Source organism: Mesorhizobium loti CJ3sym (assembly GCF_000472785.1).
Classification (GTDB): Bacteria; Pseudomonadota; Alphaproteobacteria; order Rhizobiales; family Rhizobiaceae; genus Mesorhizobium; species Mesorhizobium loti_E.
In genome coordinates this window covers 15,889-34,003 of record NZ_AXAL01000009.1, presented here as the reverse complement: position 1 = coordinate 34,003, position 18,115 = coordinate 15,889, and the positions used below count along the sequence as shown (strand labels likewise).

Sequence of the window (18,115 nt, the reverse complement as noted above, 5' to 3'; positions counted from 1 at the left end):
GAATAAGCGCGGGAGGCGAAACCGCTAATCTCCCCCCTTGAGGGGGAGATGTCCGGCAGGATAGAGGGGGGCGCGAAGGAACGGGGCGCTCGTTATGAGCGGCGGATACCAGCATCAAACCTCTCTCTCCAGAAACTCATGCTCATAGGGAAAGCGCGACAGGAGTTCGGTGCCGGTGTCGGTGATCAGGATCTCGTCCTCCAGCTTGACGCCCTCGCGGCCGCCTTTCTCGCCGATATAGCTTTCCACGCTCACCACCATGCCTGGCACGATATGGCCGTCGCGGCCATAGGTCTCGTAATCCATGGCATGCGCGATGAATGGCGTCTCGCCATGCATGCCGACACCGTGCATCACCGAGGTGTAGCGCTGGTCGACGAAACGGTCCGGGATTTTCCATGCCTTCTCGGCGATCTCACGGAACGCCATGCCGGGTTTGACGATCGAAATATTGTGCTGAACCTGGTCATGCGCCATGCGGTAGAGCGACTTCTGGTAGGGTGTCGGCTTGCCCGGCCCGCAGCGGAAGGTGCGCGAAAAATCGGAGTAATAGCCGTAACAGCCGATCGTGTCAGTATCGAGCGCCAAGAGTTCTCCGGGCCGGATCTTGCGGCCGCTGGCCTCGTTGAACCACGGGTTGGTGCGCTGGCCTGAGGTCAGCAGCCGCGTCTCGATGAACTCGCCGCCCTGGCGGATGACCTCGCCATACATGATGGCGAACAAATCGTTTTCGGAAACGCCGGGCTTGATCGCCTCGCGCACGGCATAGACAGCGGCTTCCGCGCCAGCCATCGACACCTGCAGGCATTTGACCTCTTCCGGCGTCTTCACCGCCCGCACCGCCAGGATCTCGCCCTGGCAGTCGCGGACCTCGCAGCCGCGCTTTTCCAGCGCCAGCGCCTGCAGATGGCTGCAACGGTCGAGCCCGAGCTTCATCGAGCCGCCGCCATGTTTTTTCAACAGCTCGGTGATCTCGTCGGCGAAGGGCCCGGCGGTCTCGTCGTCGCGGCCCGAGACTGACGACCAGACGAGCTTGGAAGGACGCGCCTCGTCGATCGTGTCGAGCACCATCGAGACATGGTAGCTCTGCGGATATTCGAACAGCACGATCGGCCCAACGGTTGGGATAAAGAAATAGCGGGTCGAGTTGCGCAGGAAATAGCCGAACATGTTGCGCGAGCCGGTGGCATAGCGCTGGTTGTAGGGATCGAACAGCACCACGCAGCCATAGCCGGCCTCGCGCATCCAGCCACGCAATTTGGCGAGCCGGCCTTTGCGCAAGGCGTCCGCATCGATGAAAGACGGCTCGGTGTCGGACAACCACATGCCGCCGGCCGGATCGGCTGCCGCGGGGTGGCGCATGCGGTCCTTGAAATCGACATCCTCGGTGCTGTCCGGTTCGAATACGACGATGCTCATGGGGGTTCGGCCTTGGCTTGATTATGAGGCCTGACCATGGCGCAGGAGGGGCGAAAGCATTGTGCGGAAAACCGCATTTGTTGTGCGGAATGCCGCTGCACTTCGGCCAAAACGAATCAATCCGAACGCTCGGGCTTGAGCCAAATCGGACGATGAAAATTTGCGTCTCTACGCTCTCGTGGTCACACCTCAACGTATCTCGGCCGGAGGTGTCATTAATCTCTCGCGAGGAATCCCGCAGCGAACGAAATGAATAGAACGATGATCAACATCCAAAAGGCAACACGATTTGCCTTTTCATAGACGGGGGCCCCATTGCCTGCTCTTGCGCGCAGAAAGAGGAGCGCGTCCGGAAAGACCGTCAGCAAGAAAATCAACGCGAGCGAAAACTGGGGTAAAGTATTCGAAATTCTGTCTCGCATTATAAACAACAGCCCCAACGAGCTGTAAATCATGTACAAAAATATCGTAAATTGGATGGGTGAGTCTAAAAAAGTCGCCCAAGGTCTCCACACGCTTTCTTGATGATCAAGGCGAAGGCAAAAATAGATTGCACCTAGTCCCAAGACAAAAAACAAGTTCATCACAATCACGGCGTTCGATGTCGAAGCCTGTCCGATCAACCAGAGTAGGAGGATGAAAAAGATAGCAATAGTGCCAACGATAATGGGCAATCTTACGACAGCTCGTTTGTCACCGATCAAGATGTACATTTTACTCCCGGCAGAATCTTCCAGGATTCAGAATGCACCTGTCGCCTTAATGCCCCGTTTAGAAGATGGAACGTTATTGACGTATCCCAAGTGGCACGGTTCCTTCGGATCGCGGGTTTGATACTCCGCTTTCTGGTCGTTTCGGCCGTTGACGGCAACCAGCCAATTCTAGTCCTAATGCCTCCGCGCCAGCTTAGGCGGGTGGCCATGCTCCTCGCGAAAGGCCCGCGCGAAACTCGACATCGAGGCAAAGCCGCAGGCCAGCGCCACGTCGCGCACGGCAAGCGTCGAATGCGCCAAGAGATCGGCGGCGCGCTTCAGCCTGAGCCGTCGATAGTAGCCGTTGGGCGAGATGGCGAGTTCGGAGCGGAACGAGCGTTCGAGCTTGTCGGACGACACGCCAAGGCGCGCCGTCAGCTCCGCCATGCCGAGCCGCTCCTCCACCGCATCCTCCATGATGGCGATGGCCGACAGAACCAGCTCGTTCTGGACGCCGGTGCGCAGGCGCAGCGGCATCAGCTTGCGGTCGACGCTGGAGCGCAGCTGGCTGTGCACGAACCATTCGGCGACACCGGCGGCAAGTTCGGCGCCGTAATCGCGGGTGATGATCTCCAGCATCATGTCGAGGCTGCCGACACCGCCGGCCGAGGTGAAACGCTTGCGGTCGATGACATAGAGGTCGCGCCGCAGCTCGATGTTGGGGAACGCCTCGGTGAAGGCAGCCTGGCTGGTCCAGTGCAAGGTGCAGGCATGGCCGTCGAGCAGGCCGGCCCGCGCCAGGAAGAAGGCCGCATCCGCCACCGCGCCAATATGGGCGCCATTGCGCAGGCTGCGGCGGATCCAGCTCGCCGCACCCTCGGCGACGAGATGATCGGCGTCACCGCCCGAGCAGACGACGATGCGGTCGACCTTCGGCGCATCCTCGGCGTAAAAGCCCGGCTGGATGACGACGCCGTTCGAGGCCTCGACCGAACCTTTCGTGCCGCCGACGATGATCCAGCGATAGCACTGCCGCTTCGCCAGCACATTGGCGGCGCGCAACGGCTCAATGACCGAACTGAACGCCATCATCGGAAAGCCGGGGAACACCAACACCGCGAAGGTGAGCGGCTCGTTGGGTTTTTCGGGTTCGCGCGTCGCCATGGGCGCTACATCTCGGGCGAATGGCGCGCCAGGTCAATCTGGCCGATGCTTGAACCTGGACCGTCAGCGCCGCCCCTCACCTGCCTGCCGGCATCTTCTCCCCGTAAACGGGGCGAGGGACGCTGTCATCGCCGCTTTCGCCAATCACCGGCGGCAGCGCTTAGCCTCTTTCGCCCCGTTTACGGGGAGAAATGCCCGGCAGGGCAATGAGGGGCGGCGCCAGCCTTGGCGGTTGAAGGTCTATCCCCCCAGCGCCTGCTCCAGATCCGCGATCAAATCATCGACATCCTCGATCCCCGCCGACAGCCTGACCAGCGAATCCGAAATCCCGATCTCCGCCCGCTTTTCGGCGGGAATAGACCCATGCGTCATCAGCGCCGGGTGTTCGATCAGGCTTTCCACGCCGCCGAGGCTTTCAGCCAGCGTGAACAGTTGCGTGCGTTCGAGGAAGCGTTTGGTGCCGGCAAGGTCGCGGTCGAGCACGGCGGTGATCATGCCGCCAAAGGCATGCATCTGCTGGACGGCGATGGCGTGCTGCGGGTGGCTGGCGAGGCCGGGATAGATGACCCGGCGCACATCCTTGCGGGCTTCCAGCCACTGCGCGATCTTCAGCCCGTTTTCGGAATGACGCTCCATCCTGAGCGCCAGCGTCTTCAGGCCGCGCAGAGCGAGAAAACTGTCGAACGGGCCCGATATGGCGCCGATGGCGTTCTGCAGGAATTTCAGCTGGGCGGCGAGCTCCTTGTTGTCGCCGACGACGGCCACGCCGCCAACCATGTCGGAATGGCCATTGAGATATTTGGTCGTCGAGTGGACGACAATATCGATGCCGAGCTCCAGCGGCCGCTGAATGTACGGGCTGCAGAACGTGTTGTCGGCAACCGACAGGATGCCCTTGCGCTTGGCGAGCGCGGCGACGCCTTCGAGGTCGACGATGCGCAGCAGCGGATTGGTCGGCGTCTCGACCCACAGCAGTTTCGTGTCCGGCCGGATCGCGGCTTCGACCGCCGCAAGGTCGGTGAAGTCGACGAAGGAGACCTGCAGATTGGCCGAGCGCTTGCGCACCCGCTCCATCAGCCGGAAGGAACCGCCATAAATGTCGTCGGTGGCGACGATGTGGGCGCCGCTGTCAAGCAGTTCCAGCACCGTCGAGATCGCCGCCAGCCCGGAAGCGAAGGCGAAGGCCGCCGAGCCGCTTTCGAGATCGGCCACCGCGCGCTCGAAGGCAAAGCGCGTCGGGTTCTGGCTGCGGGCGTATTCAAAACCCTTGTGCACGCCGGGCGATTGCTGGGCAAAGGTCGAGGTGGCATAGATCGGCACCATCACCGCGCCGGTCAGCGGGTCGTGGCTCTGGCCGCCATGGATGGTGCGCGTCGAAAAGGCCAGGCGGTTCTTGCCGGCTGGCGGGGTATGTTTGGTCATCGTGCGCGCCTCAGATGGTTGATCAGGTCGATGCGGGTTATCAGGCCGACGAACTCGTCGCCGTCGAAGATGATGGCGACCTCGTTGCGGTCGAACACCGGCAGCAGCGCGTCCAGCGTCTGGCTGGCCTGCAGCGTGTGCAGATTGGACGTCATCGCCGTGCGCACCGGGCCGTTGAAGCGCTCCCAGCGGCCGTCATGCGGGCCTTCGACCTTGGCCAGTATGTCGCTTTCGTCGACGATGCCGACGAGCTTGCCATTGTCGAGCACCGGCAGCTGCGACACATCCGAGCGGCGCATGCGGCCATAGGCATTGAGCAGGCTTTCGTCCGGGCCGACAGAGACCGTGTCACCGGTGCGGTGCGAACGCATCACCAGGTCGCGCAGATCGCCATGATGTTCCTGCTCGGCCAATCCCTGTTCGGCCAGCCAGAAATCGTCGAACACTTTCGACAGATACTTGTTGCCGCTGTCGCAGACGAAGGTGACAACGCGCTTCGGCGTCGTCTGCTCGCGGCAATAGCGCAAGGCGGCCGACAGCAGCGTGCCCGACGACGAGCCGGCCAGGATGCCTTCGCGAGACAAGAGATCGCGCACCGCCAGCATGCTCTGCTTGTCCGTGATGGAATAGGCCTTCTTGACCAGCGACAGATCGGCATTGGGCGGCACGAAATCCTCGCCGATGCCTTCCACAGTCCAGCTGCCGGCCTCTTCCATCTTGCCGGTCTTGATCAGCGGCGCCAGCACCGAACCGACCGGGTCGGCCAGCACCATTTCCGTCTTCGGCGAGACCTCGGCGAAGTAGCGGCCAAGCCCGGTCAGCGTGCCGCCCGAACCGACGCCGACGACAACCGCGTCGACATTGCCGTCGAGCTGCGAAAAGATCTCAGGGCCGGTGGTCGTCTCATGCGCCAGCGGGTTGGCCGGATTGGCGAACTGGTTGGCATAGAAGGCACCGGGCACCTCCGCCGCGAGCTTCTCGGCAATGTCCTGGTAGTATTCGGCATGACCCTTGCCGACATCGGAACGTGTCATGCGTACTTCCGCCCCCAGCGCCCGCAGATGCTGGATTTTTTCGCGCGACATCTTGTCGGGCACGACCAGCACGATGCGGTAGCCCTTGGGAATGCCGACCTGGGCAAGTCCGAGGCCGGTATTGCCGGCGGTCGCCTCGACAATGGTGCCGCCACGCTTCAGCTTGCCCTCTTTCTCGGCCGCCGCGATCATCGACAGCGCGATGCGGTCCTTGATCGAGCCGCCGGGATTCTGGCTTTCAAGCTTGATGAACAGCCGGCATTTTCCGGTGTCGAACTTGGTCAGCTCGACCACCGGCGTCTGGCCGATGAGGTCGAGAACCGACGCATAAGGTGGGCGCAGGCGGGACGATGGGCCGTCCGAGGGGGTGCTGCCTGGCGCAGCTTTTCCGTGCTCGCTCATATCGAAGCTCCCTGATCAAGCGACCGTCCAGAGCATGGATGCCGAAAAGTGTGAAGCGGTTTTCGGACGACACCATGCTCTACTTTTTGATTGAGCCGACGGAGCGGCAGCGTAGCTCCTTTTCCAGCCGTTTACAGTTGGAAAGAAGATAGAACGTGCCAATCACCCGGCCAGACGGGGAATGAAATTCCAAGAGGTGCCTGATCCATTATGCCTCAACCGCGGCCTGGCCCTCGATCTCGATCAGGAAATCCGGATTGGCGAGGCCAAGGACGCGAATGCCGGTCACTACTGGCGGCGGCCCACGATCGGCCCAGAACGCCATCCAGACGCCGAAAGCCGGCCTGATGTCGGCATCGCCGACAATGTAGATCGACAGGCGCACAAGATCGTCCGGCCTGGCGTCGCCGGCTTCGAGCACCATCGCCAGATTGGCGAGCGCCTGCCTGGTCTGTGCCGCGATGTCGCCCTTGCCGACGACCTGGCCAGCGGCATCGACGCCGTTCTGGCCGCCGATCAGCACGATGCGCGCCGAGGCCGGCAGCGCCACGCCCTGCGAATAGGCCGGGTTGCTGTGCATCCCTTTCGGGTTCAGCCGCTCGATAACCATTCTCTTGTCCCTCTCCACCGGATGCCGCGCCACGAAAGGGCATTCGGCCCACCGCTTCAACGAACCATCTCGTTCGTTGAAGCGGCCATTTTCAACATGCTAGCCGAACGGGATACCGGCCGAAACAAGCCGGCCGCGCGATCCTGACATCCCAAGAGGAGACAGCCGATGAAGATCATTGCCTATGACAACTTCAAGCCCGGCGTCACCCTCGACGATCTGAAACCCTATCTGCGCGATGAGGTGTCGAATGTCTGGCGGCTGTGGAAGGCAGGCATCGTGCGCGAAAACTATGCCCGCGCCGATGTCGGCGGCGTCATCATCGTTTTCGAACTCGACAGCGTCGAGCAAGCGCGCCGCTACACCGACGACTTCCCGCTGTCGAAGGCCGGGTTGCTGGAATGGCAGTTCCTCGCTTTCGACTCTGCACCCTTGCCGCTCGAATATCTGTTCGACCCCAGCGTCGACATCGCCAGACCCTGGGACCGGACCGCGGCATGATCCGGTCCAGCGAAGGCATAGAGATCCCGACCAGCCTGTTCGAATGGTGCGAACCGCACCGCATGGCGCTGGTGGTCTACGACATGCAGGTCGGCATTTGCCGCCAGCTTGCCGGCGCGGCTGAGATTGTCGAACGCACCGGCATCGTGCTCGAAGCCGCGCGCTCGGCCGGCATGCGGGTGGCGTTCACGCGCCATCTGTCCTTGCCGCGCAAATGGATGGGCGCCACCCAGTTGCGCACCGCCATGGCCTGGCAGCGCCGCAGCAGTCCCGACATGGTCGAGCCGTGGTTTTTGCGCGACACTGACGCGACGGGCATCGTCCCCGAACTCGCGCCCCGTGCTGATGAAGCCGTGTTCGACAAGCTGACCATGTCGGCCTTCGATTCCACCGCACTTGGCTTTGCGCTCCGCGATTGCGGCGTCCGCACCATTGCCCTTGCCGGCATCGCCATGGAGATCGGCATCGAGCCGACCGTCCGCCAGGCGACCGACACCGGCTTTGTGGCCGTGGTGATCGAGGACGCCTGCGGCTTCGGCAACCGTGAAGCGCGCGACCGCTCGTTGGCGACGCTGCGTTACCTCGGTGAGGCCGTCATGTCAGATGTCGCGGGCTTTTGCGGTGCGCTTGCCGATGCGAGCTGAGGGACGAAAGTTGCTAAGCCGCCGCGTCGATGTCGGTGCGGAAGCGCACGCCTTCCGCACGGCCATGCAGGCTGCCCCAGTCGTAGAGCGCCTGGAGCGCTACGGCCAGATCGTGGCCGCGTCCGGTCAGAGCATAGCGCGCCTTGCCGTCCGGCGAGGTCTCCAGCACGACGAAGCCGATCTCGACCAGATCGGCCAGGCGCTGCGTCAGCATCTTGTCGGACAGCGAGGGGATCAAGCGGCGCAATTCGGAATAGCGCAGCGGGCTCTGCTTGATCCGCGCGATGATCACCGTTTTCCACTTGCCGCCGAGCGCATCGAGCGCGAACTCGACCGGGCAGCCATAGAGTCTTCCGCGTTGGGTCATGCGCCGACCCTAGGCAAGGCGCCGCCGCGACGGAAGCGGATTTTGCCCGGCCATGTGGCCAGATTGCATGGTCTGGCTTTGTCGGCGACAGCTACATAAGGGAGAGCCACGATGAGTGTCAGGGATGCCAATCCGGTCAATGCGCGCAAGCCGAAGCGTGTGGCGATCGTCATCGCCAATCCGGCCATTTCGACCACCACCGGATGGCCGGTCGGCTTCTGGTGGAGCGAGCTGACGCATCCGTGGTTCGCCTTTACCGAACGCGGCTACGCCGTGGAGATCTTTTCGCCTGAAGGCGGCAGATGCGAGGCCGACGCGCTGAGCGATCCGCGTGACGCTTCAGGCTATTCCGAAACCGATATTATCTCGCTCGGCTTCCTGTCGAGCCCGAAACTGGCCGCTCTGGTGGAAACCACGCGGCCGGTGGCGGAGATCGACGTCGACAGTTTCGACGCGATCGTCGTTGCCGGCGGCCAGGCACCAATGTTCAGCTATGACCGCGCGGAAACGCTGCAAAGGATATTCGTCGCCTTCCATGAAGCGGGCAAGGTGGCGGCAGCGCTCTGCCACGGCACCGCGCTGCTGCGTTACGCCAGGCGCGCCGACGGATCGCTGCTCGTTGCCGGCAAGACGGTGACCGGTTTCGCCAATGCCGAGGAGGATTTCGCCGACAACGCGACCTGGGAGATGGGCGCGCTCGAGCGCGGCAAGCATCTGATGCCCTGGCGCATCGAGGATGAGCTGAAGGCAATCGGCGCCAACTACGTCCAGGCCGGGCTTTGGCGAGACTTTGCCATACGCGACGGCAATCTGATCACCGGCCAGCAGAATTTTTCCGGCGCCGAGACCGCGCGCCTGGTTTGCGAAGCGCTGGGCGGCTGAGCGCCACGGGCGCTACCCCAGCAGCCGCTTGCTCAACCGGGCGCATTGAACGCGGATGTCGGGAATGGCGTCGATCTCGAAGAAGGTGCCGCGCGTCAGCGGGCCGACCGCCAGGATCTTGGCCGAAACCGTTCCGTCGCCGGCGATGATCTCGCAATTGGCTGACACGTCGAGGCCGATGCGCAGCGGATCCGGCCGCGCCAGCCCGCGATCGACCAGCGAGCGCACCACGCTGTTCGACGAGGTCGAGATGTCGCGCACGATGCCGGAGCAATCGTAGATGCGGGCGACGTCGAAGGTCTCGAGGCGCTGCGTGTGCCGCGACTGGACCTGGACGGTGAAGTCGCCACCCCTGGCGATGTCGACGACGCGGCCGGCGACAAGGCGGATGCGGCCAACTTTCACCGCCTCGGTCACGCGCGCATAGATTTCGGGCGGCATGCGGTGGCGGTGGATGTCCCACCACGCCTTGGTGTGTTCGACGAAGCGGCGCTTGGCCGAAGCCGGCCAGTTCTGCCAGATCTTCTGGTTGAACGGCCTGAGGCCGTCGACCACGTCGCGCCAGTCGACGCCGGCCTTCTGGTTCTCCTTGATCAGGTCGCGGAACCAGCCGACGAAATAGGAGAGCTGCGTGCCGAGCGGGATGTCGGCGACATCGAGCTTGATCGGGTTGCCCTTGCGGTGCGGCGACGGCAGCAGGCCACGCCGGGAAACGGCGACGATCTCGCCTTTGTGGCCGCGCTGCTCCAGCGCCAGGAACGCATCGACCATGCTGAGGCCGGTGCCCAGCACCATCACCCTTCTGTCGGGGACAAGCTCCGTGTCGGCTTCCGAACCCATCCGGATCGCATGGCCCTGCGCCGGCTGCTCGTCATGGCCAGTGGCCAATATGGCCAGACGGGCGACGACGCTGGTACCGTTGGCAAGCGCCACCTCGACGCCGGACGGGGTCGGCGTGATCGACCGGCTCTCCTCATGGATCAGGCGCAGGCGCCCGGTCGGCTGCTCCTGCGCTTCGAGCTCGTCGAGCAGCTCGCCGAGGTAGCGGGCATAGATGCTGCGCGGCGCGTAGAAGGGCGTCTGCGGCGTTTGCTCGGGGCTCACCAGCCCACGCCCCTGCAGCCAGCGCCAGAAATTGCCGGAATCGTCGGCATAGGCGCTCATGCCGGCGGCGCTGACATTCAGCACATGCGCCGACAGCAGCGTCGAATAGGCGACGCCTTGTCCGAAATGCGGGCGCCTTTCGATCAGCGTCACGCGCAGATCCGGATTGGGCGATTTCAGGAGATGCGCGGCCATCACGACGCCGCTGGCGCCGCCGCCGACAATGATGATGGAACTGGGGATGATCGAATTGGCGCGCCCGGTCATGACAGGCCCTGCCCGGTGAGAGGCGTCAGGCCTGCGCCTTTGCCGTTAGCGGGGTCTCGTCGATGGCAATGTCGCGCATCTCGGCGAGGCTGCGCTGATCGAGCACCTCGGCGATCGCCTGCCGGACTTCCAGCATCAGATGTCGGACTTGGCATGTCGCCTCGTTGCAGTCTTCGCAGCGCTGATACTGGGTGCGGCTGGCGCAGGGAATTGGGGCCAGCGGCCCGTCGAGGACGCGCACGACATGACCGACCTTGATCTCGTCGGCAGGCCGCGCCAGGCGGTAGCCGCCATCCTTGCCCTTGCGGCTCTGCACGAAACCGGCATTGCGCAGTTCACCCAGGATGGCGTCGAGAAATTTCTTCGGGATGGTGTTGCCGGTCGCGATATCGCCAACGAAAGCCAGCTGCCCGGCCGGTAGCTGCGCGAGGTGGACGAGTGCCTTGAGGCCGTACTTGCCTTTTTTGGTGAGCATAGACCCAACGTTTCTCTGTCATGCGATGGCGCGACGCCATCCGTTGCGAAACGCCTGGCGAGCTTCCCCGCCGCGCCCAAGCATCCATGACACATAAATTCTAGTGACATGATATACAAGCCGAGAATCGTTGATTTTGCTTCGTTTTCAAGCCGTTGTGGCAATTTTATCAGGCCTTTGGGCCATTAAGAGCACAGAAATGCGCGTCGACAGCAAAAAGGCGACAATTGATTCCCCCGGGGATAGCCGCGTCGCGCGCCGACTCATGCGACGTCGGCAGCCGCTTCATGCCGCGAGCGATCCTGGTGATGGGGTGCCCGCTCATCGTCGCCTCCAATTCCCTTAATGTCGATAAGGATACTATACTTACCCTCGAACACGCGGAACCGGTTGTCAATTCCCTGGCTGTCTGTGGCATGGGTTTGCGTGGCACTAGCAAAACAGGGAAGTTTGGTTGGGAGATAAGTCAGAGCCTTCCGATTGTGTAGACGTCCAAGCCGGCGGGGCAGCACCCCCCTCTGTCCTGCCGGACATCTCCCCCGCAAGGGGGGAGATCGGATCTCGTCCGCTTTCGCCAATCTTAAACGCCGAAACAAGAGACGCGAATGGCGAAGCTGCCAATCTTCCTCCTTGCGGGGGAGATGGCCGGCAGGCCAGAAGGGGGTGCTGTCCCGCCAGCCTCAGAGAACACTGAACCGGATCGCAGGTTCGCGATCGCGAGCCGGGAAGGACGCCCGCTGAGCCGCCTTATGCGCTTGGGTGCTCTGCCATCGACCGTTTTTTCCAAGAAACCCGCCTTCGTTGGAAGGATTTAACTCTACAAGAACGATAGAATTAGCGGACTATCATAGGGCAATCCGGTTTTCTCTGTTTTCATGGAGCCCTTTGATGTCCACCATTTCGCGACGCATCCTTCTTCTGTCGTCCGCCGCCCTTGCCGGCGCCGCCATCCTCAGCCCGGCCTTGGCCGAAGATTTGAAGATCACCATCGGCTACCAGACGGTGGTCGAGCCTTCCAAAGTGCCGCAGGCCGACGGCACCTATGAAAAGGCGACCAAGGCCAGCATCGACTGGCGCAAATTCGATTCCGGCGCCGATGTCATTGCCGCGGTCGCTTCCGGCTCGGTCGATATCGGCTATGTCGGCTCGAGCCCGCTGGCAGCGGCGGCGAGCCGCGAACTGCCGATCCAGACCATCTTCGTCGTCGGCCTGATCGGGCCGTCCGAGGCGTTGGTCGCCCGCAACGGCGCCGGCATCGAGAAAGTCGCCGACCTCGCCGGCAAGAAGGTCGCCGTGCCCTTCGTCTCGACGACGCATTACAGCCTGCTTGCCGCGCTCAAGCACGAGAATGTCGATCCGAAGTCGGTTGAGATTCTCAACCTGCGGCCGCCGGAAATCGCCGCCGCCTTCGCGCGCGGCGACATCGATGCGGCCTATGTCTGGGATCCGGCGCTCGGCCAGATCAAGACGACGGGCAAGGTGGTGCTGGATTCCTCGCAGGTCGCCGCCTGGGGCGCACCGACCTTCGACGCCTGGATCGTGCGCACCGATTTTGCCGAGAAGAACCCGGAAGCTGTGCGCGACTTCGTCAAGGTGACGGGTGCTGCCTATGCCGAGTACCTGGCCAAGCCCGACGCCTGGTCGGTATCCTCGCCGCAGGCTGGCAAGATCGCCAAGCTCACCGGCGCCAAGCTGGAAGAGGTGCCGGAGCTGTTGAAGGGCTATGTCTTCCCGACGCTGGAGGAGCAGGCCTCCGACAAGTTCCTCGGCGGCGGCACGGTCAAGGCGGTCGCGGCGGCTTCCGCCTTCCTCAAGGAGCAAGGCAAGATCGACGCCGTGCTGCCCGACTATTCGAAATACGTGACATCGAAATACGTCACCGAGGCGCTGGCCTCGAACTGAACCCAAGTGCTGAAGCGTCCCTGCATGTCTTGACGGGCATGCGGGCGCTCAAGTGGCTCGCGCGCTCCTTCCCTGACGCCGCGTGCTGTCTGCCCCGCAACCGCTGACGAGGAGCGGTTTCGGGGCAGTCAGATTTCAACAGACCTCCCGCGAGGGCTCATGCCGCATCTCGTGCTCGATAAAATCTCGATCCACTATGAGGGCCAGCAGGCACCCGCTGTCGAGCGTGTGTCGATCGATGTCGCCAAGGGCGACTTTGTCGTGCTGGTCGGCCGTTCCGGCTGCGGCAAGACCTCGCTGCTCAATGTCGCCGCCGGCCTGGTCACGCCGTCGCGCGGCATGGCCACCACCAACGGCAGGCCGATCACCGCGCCCGGCTCGGATCGCGCCGTGGTGTTCCAGAACGATGCGCTGTTTCCCTGGCTGACCGCGCGCGAAAACGTGGCCTTCGCGCTCAGGCTGCGCGGTGTACGGCCGGCTGAACGGGCGCGCCGCGCCGATGAACTGCTGGCGCTGGTCAAGCTGACCGACGCCGGCGACAAACGCATCTGGGAGCTTTCGGGTGGCATGCGCCAGCGTGTCGGCCTTGCCCGAGCGCTCGCGGCCGAACCTGAATTCCTGCTGCTCGACGAACCACTCGGCGCGCTCGACGCGCTGACGCGCGAACGCATGCAGACGACGCTGCTCGATCTGTGGACCGCAAGCCATGTCGGCGTGCTGATGGTGACGCACGGCATCGAGGAGGCGCTGGTGCTCGCCACCCGCATCGTCGTGCTGGCGCCCGGCCCCGGCCGTGTGGTGCGGACCTTCGAGCCTGGTTTCTCCAGGCGTTACGCGGCGGGCGAGGCCATCCGTACGATCAAGGCCGATCCGGCCTTCGCGGCGGCGCGGGGCGAACTGACCGACGCCATCTTCGAGGGAGAGGTGGCATGACTGTGACGTCTTATACCGAACGATCGAACCAGAAGATCGATGAGGTCGATGGTCTGTCGGTGCCATGGTCGCCGGCTGCCCCGAGGCGCAAGGGCGTCTCGGCGCGCATCATCAGCGCGGCCACCATTCTGGCGGTGCTGGCGATCTGGGCGTTGTCGGCCCGCCTGCAGCTCGTCTCGCCGGTGTTCCTGCCCTCGCCTGCCGCCGTCTGGAACAAATTCTTCGTTGTCGCCAACGACGGCTTCGTCGATGCGACCCTGTGGCAGCACGCCGTCGCCAGCCTGGGCCGCGTGTTTGCAGCACTCGTCGCGGCCCTTCTCATCGGTGTGCCGGTGGGTCTCGCCATCGGCATCAGCACTGTCGGCCGTGGCATTTTCGATCCGCTGCTGGAATTCCTGCGGCCGATCCCGCCGCTCGCCTATCTGCCGCTGGTCATCATCTGGTTCGGCATTGGCGAGCCATCGAAGATCCTGGTGATTGCCATCGCCATGCTGGCGCCGGTGGCGCTGTCGACCGCGTCCGGCGTTCGCGGCGTTTCGCAGGAGCGCATCAACGCGGCACGTTCGCTTGGCGCGACGAAGCGCCAAGTGGTTCGCCACGTCATCCTGCCCAGCGCGCTGCCGTCGATCCTGACCGGGCTGCGCATCGCGCTCGGCGCCGGCTGGTCGACGCTGGTCGCGGCCGAACTGGTGGCGGCCACGCGCGGGCTTGGCTTCATGATCCAGTCGGCGGCCCAGTTCCTGGTCACCGATGTGGTGATCATGGGCATTCTGGTGATCGCGGCCATCGCCTTCGTGCTCGAATTCATCATCCGCCGGATCGAGCGCGTGCTCGTCCCCTGGGCGGGACGCGAATGATCAAACCAAGCGCAGGAGAATGACGATGACCCATTCCACCGCCGTGCTGTTTGCCCATTTCGGTGCCTGGCTGCTGGGCCTTGCTTCCGATGACAAAGTGTCGAGGCAGGAAAGCCGGCGCTCGCCGGCGCCGGTCCAATTCCAGGCCGGCCGAGACCGCCTGCCGCCACGCGACGAGAGTTTTTACTGGGCCTGGCAGTACTGGTCGCAGTGAGTGGATGGGGGGTGCGCCAACCCACACCTTCGTCATCCTAGGGTCTGCGCCGCGTCGCTTCGCTCCTTGCTTCGCCCTAGGATGACGAACGATGGGTTGCCGCAGAAAATCTTTCCACGTCATATCGACAACTCGCAAAATAATTCCTCTACTAAATTTATAGAACTACCTAGCCTGATCCCTATCCAACCGGCGAGGACATTTTCCCGGCGCCGATCCGCAGCGAAGGAGAGGGATCATGTTCAGTCTGACGAGACGCGTTTTCGGCACCGGCCTTGTGGCCGCGACAGTTGCCCTGTCGTTTAGCGCCTCCGCGCAGGAGCTGAAGCAGCTCAGCGTCGGCTACCAGAAAACCGGCCTGCCGGTCATCGCCAGGCAGCAGCAGGTGATCGAGAAGGCGCTGAGCGACAAGGGCGTCGCGGTGAAGTGGGTCGAATTCACCGCCGGTCCGCCGCTGGTCGAGGCCCTGAATGTCGGCGCCGTCGATGTCGGTTACACCGGTGACGCGCCGCCGATTTTTGGACAATCGGCTGGGGCCAACATTGTCTATGTCGCTGCGATGCCGCCCAATGGCGATGGCGAGGCAGTCTTCGTCAAACCGGCCTCTCCCATCCAGTCGGTCGCCGATCTCAAGGGCAAACGCGTTGGCGTCGGCAAGGGCACTTCCGCGCACAATCTTCTTGTGGCGACGCTGGAGAAGGCCGGCCTTCCCTACGACCAGATCACGCCGATCTATCTCAGCCCCGCCGATGCCGCCGCCGCCTTCGCCAGCGACCAGATCGATGCCTGGGCGGTCTGGGATCCGTTCTTCGCCATCGCCGAGACACGTTACCAGCCGCGTGTGCTGGCCCGTTCCAGCGACGTGCTCAAGGTCAACAGCTATATTCTCGCCAACAAGGATTTCGCCAAGGCGCATCCGGAGGTCGTGACCACGACCATCGCTGCTCTGGGCGAGGCCGCGAAATGGGCAGACCAGAACCGCGACAAGGTCGCCGAGGCGCTGCATGAGGTGACCGGTGTGCCGCTCGACGCCCAGATCATCGCCGCCAACCGCAGCAAATTCGGCATTTTCCCGCTCAGCGACGAGATTGTCGCCAGCCAGCAGGCGACCGCCGACCGCTTCTACAAGCTCGGCCTGATCCCGAAGGCGGTCCGCATTTCCGACGCGGTGTGGACCGCGCCGGGTAACTGATTTTTCTCGCGCGGCGCCGGGCGGAAACGTCCGGCGCCTTTGCCGTTTGTAATCTCCAGGAGATCCGCCCGTGACTGCGCCAGACACAACCGCTCCAGCCAAGATCACGCCAGAGGGGCAGCTCGATTTCTTCTGGTTCATCCCCACGCATGGCGACGGCTCCTGTCTCGGCTCCGAACAGCAGCAGCGGCCTCCGGAATTCGGCTACTTCAAGGAGATCGCCCAGGCGGTCGACCGGCTCGGCTTTCCCGGCGTGCTGTTGCCGACCGGGCAGAATTGCGAGGATTCCTGGATCACCGCGACGGGGCTTGCGACGCTCACCGAAAAACTCAAATTCCTGGTGGCACTCAGGCCCGGCGTGACGTTGCCCACCTTCGCCGCGCGCCAGACGGCAGCCCTCGACCGGCTGAGCAATGGCCGCCTGCTGCTCAATGTCGTGGTCGGCGGCAACCCGACCGAGCTTGCCGGTGACGGCGTCTTCCTGCCGCATGACGAACGCTATGCCCAGGCGCATGAATTCCTGACCATCTGGCGCGGCCTGGTGTCGGGCGAGCGCGTCAATTTCGACGGCAAATATTATCGCGTCGAGAATGGCCGCCTTGACCTGCTGCCAAGCCAGGAACGGCCGCCTCTCTATTTCGGCGGCTCGTCCGACGCAGGGCAGGACCTCGCCGCCGACCTGGTCGACATGTACCTGACCTGGGGCGAGCCGCCGGCACAGGTCACCGAAAAGCTCGCTTCAGCGCGCAAGAAAGCAGCGCTGCGCGGTAGGAAACTGCGTTTCGGCATCAGGCTGCATTTCATCGTTCGCGAAACCGAGGACGAAGCCTGGCGCGCCGCCGACCGGCTGATCAGCCACGTCACGTCAGACCAGATCGAAAACGCCCAGGCGCGCTTCCTCAACCAGATGGACTCGGTCGGCCAGCGCCGCATGGCCGAGCTGCATGGCGGCCGCCGCGACAGGCTCGTCGTGTCGCCCAATCTGTGGGCCGGCGTCGGCCTGGTGCGCGGCGGCGCCGGCACCGCGCTGGTCGGCACGCCCGAGCAGATCACCGAGCGCATCCGCGAGTACCAGGCGATCGGCATCGATACCATCATCGGCTCCGGCTATCCGCATCTCGAGGAAGCCTACCGCGTCGCCGAGCTGTTGTTCCCGAAGCTCGGGCTCGGCACCAGCCGGCAGCGGGCGCATCACAACATCGCCAATGAATTCTCGGTCGGCTTCCATGGCGCCGCCCGGCTGCAGGCCTCCTCATGAGCTTTCTCTCGCGCCTCCAGGCAAATGCCATCGGCTGGGTGTTGCCGATCCTGGTGATCGCCGGCTGGGAAGCCGCATCGCGGGCGGGCGTCATGCCGGCCAATGTGCTGCCGGCGCCAAGCGCCGTTGCCGAGGCCTTCTGGCGGCTGACGCTGTCGGGCGAACTGATCCGCAACATCGGTGTGTCGACGGCGCGCGCCCTTGCCGGCTTCGCCGTCGGCGGCTCGATCGGCTTTGCGCTCGGCCTCGCCAACGGGCTGTCGCGGCTCAGCCGCGGCCTGACCGACACCACGTTGCAGATGATCCGCAACATCCCGCATCTGGCGCTGATCCCGCTCGTCATCCTGTGGTTCGGCATCGACGAGGAAGCAAAGCTGTTCCTGGTGGCGCTTGGCGTGTTCTTCCCGATCTACGTCAACACGCTGCTCGGCATCCAGAGCGTCGACCCGCAACTGGTCGAGATGGGCCGCGTCTACGGCATGGACCGGCGCGCGCTGTTCTTCCGCGTGATCCTGCCCGGCGCGCTGCCGGCGATCTTTGTCGGCCTGCGCTATTCCCTGGGCATCATGTGGCTGACGCTGATTGTCGCCGAAACCATCTCGGCCAGTTCCGGCCTCGGCTACATGGCCATGCAGGCGCGCGAATTCCTGCTGATCGATGTCGTCGTGTTGTCGATCCTGATCTATGCGCTGCTCGGCAAGCTCGCCGACAGTCTCGCCCGCCTGCTCGAGCGGCTGTCGCTCGGCTGGCATCCGGCCTTCCAGAACGGATAATGC

The 18,115-nt window shown here is 63.7% G+C and carries 18 protein-coding genes; 10 read left to right on the top strand and 8 right to left on the bottom strand.

Annotated elements, in window-relative coordinates:
* Nucleotides 1-114: 114 nt before the first annotated feature.
* From A3A9_RS0113590 to A3A9_RS0113565, 5 genes are all read right to left on the bottom strand, one after another.
* The gene (locus tag A3A9_RS0113590; RefSeq protein ID WP_027059269.1) at nucleotides 115-1,419 is read right to left on the bottom strand and encodes a M24 family metallopeptidase; all 1,305 of its coding nucleotides are present in this window, start codon (nucleotides 1,417-1,419) and stop codon (nucleotides 115-117) included.
* Nucleotides 1,420-2,306: 887 nt separating this feature from the next.
* The gene (locus A3A9_RS0113580; RefSeq protein ID WP_027059267.1) at nucleotides 2,307-3,275 is read right to left on the bottom strand and encodes a GlxA family transcriptional regulator; all 969 of its coding nucleotides are present in this window, start codon (nucleotides 3,273-3,275) and stop codon (nucleotides 2,307-2,309) included.
* A gap of 240 nt (nucleotides 3,276-3,515) precedes the next feature.
* Complete coding sequence (locus A3A9_RS0113575; RefSeq protein WP_027059266.1) at nucleotides 3,516-4,697, bottom strand: trans-sulfuration enzyme family protein; 1,182 nt, start codon at nucleotides 4,695-4,697, stop codon at nucleotides 3,516-3,518.
* Nucleotides 4,694-6,133, bottom strand: coding sequence for a pyridoxal-phosphate dependent enzyme (locus tag A3A9_RS0113570; RefSeq protein ID WP_027059265.1), 1,440 nt, complete (start codon nucleotides 6,131-6,133; stop codon nucleotides 4,694-4,696). Before A3A9_RS0113570 ends, A3A9_RS0113575 begins: the two co-directional genes overlap by 4 nt.
* A gap of 208 nt (nucleotides 6,134-6,341) precedes the next feature.
* Complete coding sequence (locus tag A3A9_RS0113565; protein WP_027059264.1) at nucleotides 6,342-6,743, bottom strand: RidA family protein; 402 nt, start codon at nucleotides 6,741-6,743, stop codon at nucleotides 6,342-6,344.
* Between the two features lie 168 nt (nucleotides 6,744-6,911).
* On the opposite strand from A3A9_RS0113565, the gene A3A9_RS0113560 reads away from it, so the two are divergent.
* Both A3A9_RS0113560 and A3A9_RS0113555 read left to right on the top strand, forming a co-directional pair.
* Nucleotides 6,912-7,244: a hypothetical protein gene (locus A3A9_RS0113560; protein WP_027059263.1), complete on the top strand. Its 333-nt coding sequence runs from the start codon at nucleotides 6,912-6,914 to the stop codon at nucleotides 7,242-7,244.
* The gene (locus A3A9_RS0113555; RefSeq protein WP_027059262.1) at nucleotides 7,241-7,888 is read left to right on the top strand and encodes a cysteine hydrolase; all 648 of its coding nucleotides are present in this window, start codon (nucleotides 7,241-7,243) and stop codon (nucleotides 7,886-7,888) included. Before A3A9_RS0113560 ends, A3A9_RS0113555 begins: the two co-directional genes overlap by 4 nt.
* Nucleotides 7,889-7,901: 13 nt before the next feature.
* On the opposite strand, the gene A3A9_RS0113550 is transcribed toward A3A9_RS0113555, so the two are convergent.
* Nucleotides 7,902-8,255 carry a winged helix-turn-helix transcriptional regulator gene (locus A3A9_RS0113550; protein WP_027059261.1) on the bottom strand — a complete coding sequence of 118 codons (354 nt, stop codon included), beginning with the start codon at nucleotides 8,253-8,255 and terminating at the stop codon, nucleotides 7,902-7,904.
* Between the two features lie 111 nt (nucleotides 8,256-8,366).
* Here A3A9_RS0113550 and A3A9_RS0113545 point away from each other — a divergent pair, with 111 nt between their 5' ends.
* The gene (locus tag A3A9_RS0113545) at nucleotides 8,367-9,137 is read left to right on the top strand and encodes a type 1 glutamine amidotransferase domain-containing protein (protein ID WP_027059260.1); all 771 of its coding nucleotides are present in this window, start codon (nucleotides 8,367-8,369) and stop codon (nucleotides 9,135-9,137) included.
* A 12-nt stretch (nucleotides 9,138-9,149) separates the two neighbouring features.
* On the opposite strand, the gene A3A9_RS0113540 is transcribed toward A3A9_RS0113545, so the two are convergent.
* Nucleotides 9,150-10,508 carry an FAD/NAD(P)-binding protein gene (locus tag A3A9_RS0113540; protein ID WP_027059259.1) on the bottom strand — a complete coding sequence of 453 codons (1,359 nt, stop codon included), beginning with the start codon at nucleotides 10,506-10,508 and terminating at the stop codon, nucleotides 9,150-9,152.
* 25 nt (nucleotides 10,509-10,533) lie between these two features.
* Nucleotides 10,534-10,983 (bottom strand): RrF2 family transcriptional regulator, encoded by a 450-nt coding sequence (locus A3A9_RS0113535; protein WP_027059258.1) that lies wholly within the window; start codon nucleotides 10,981-10,983, stop codon nucleotides 10,534-10,536.
* A gap of 888 nt (nucleotides 10,984-11,871) precedes the next feature.
* On the opposite strand from A3A9_RS0113535, the gene tauA reads away from it, so the two are divergent.
* From tauA to A3A9_RS0113490, 7 genes are all read left to right on the top strand, one after another.
* Complete coding sequence (gene tauA, locus A3A9_RS0113520) at nucleotides 11,872-12,885, top strand: taurine ABC transporter substrate-binding protein (RefSeq protein ID WP_027059255.1); 1,014 nt, start codon at nucleotides 11,872-11,874, stop codon at nucleotides 12,883-12,885.
* 159 nt (nucleotides 12,886-13,044) lie between these two features.
* Nucleotides 13,045-13,818, top strand: a complete 774-nt coding sequence (locus tag A3A9_RS0113515; protein WP_027059254.1) for a taurine ABC transporter ATP-binding protein — start codon at nucleotides 13,045-13,047, stop codon at nucleotides 13,816-13,818.
* Nucleotides 13,815-14,675, top strand: a complete 861-nt coding sequence (gene tauC / locus A3A9_RS0113510) for a taurine ABC transporter permease TauC (protein WP_027059253.1) — start codon at nucleotides 13,815-13,817, stop codon at nucleotides 14,673-14,675. Before A3A9_RS0113515 ends, tauC begins: the two co-directional genes overlap by 4 nt.
* A 25-nt stretch (nucleotides 14,676-14,700) precedes the next feature.
* The gene (locus A3A9_RS0113505) at nucleotides 14,701-14,889 is read left to right on the top strand and encodes a hypothetical protein (protein ID WP_027059252.1); all 189 of its coding nucleotides are present in this window, start codon (nucleotides 14,701-14,703) and stop codon (nucleotides 14,887-14,889) included.
* 238 nt (nucleotides 14,890-15,127) lie between these two features.
* Nucleotides 15,128-16,081 carry a sulfonate ABC transporter substrate-binding protein gene (locus A3A9_RS0113500; protein ID WP_027059251.1) on the top strand — a complete coding sequence of 318 codons (954 nt, stop codon included), beginning with the start codon at nucleotides 15,128-15,130 and terminating at the stop codon, nucleotides 16,079-16,081.
* A gap of 70 nt (nucleotides 16,082-16,151) precedes the next feature.
* Nucleotides 16,152-17,339, top strand: coding sequence for an FMNH2-dependent alkanesulfonate monooxygenase (gene ssuD / locus A3A9_RS0113495; protein ID WP_051370899.1), 1,188 nt, complete (start codon nucleotides 16,152-16,154; stop codon nucleotides 17,337-17,339).
* Nucleotides 17,336-18,112 (top strand): ABC transporter permease subunit, encoded by a 777-nt coding sequence (locus A3A9_RS0113490; RefSeq protein WP_027059249.1) that lies wholly within the window; start codon nucleotides 17,336-17,338, stop codon nucleotides 18,110-18,112. Before ssuD ends, A3A9_RS0113490 begins: the two co-directional genes overlap by 4 nt.
* Nucleotides 18,113-18,115 lie beyond the last annotated feature (3 nt).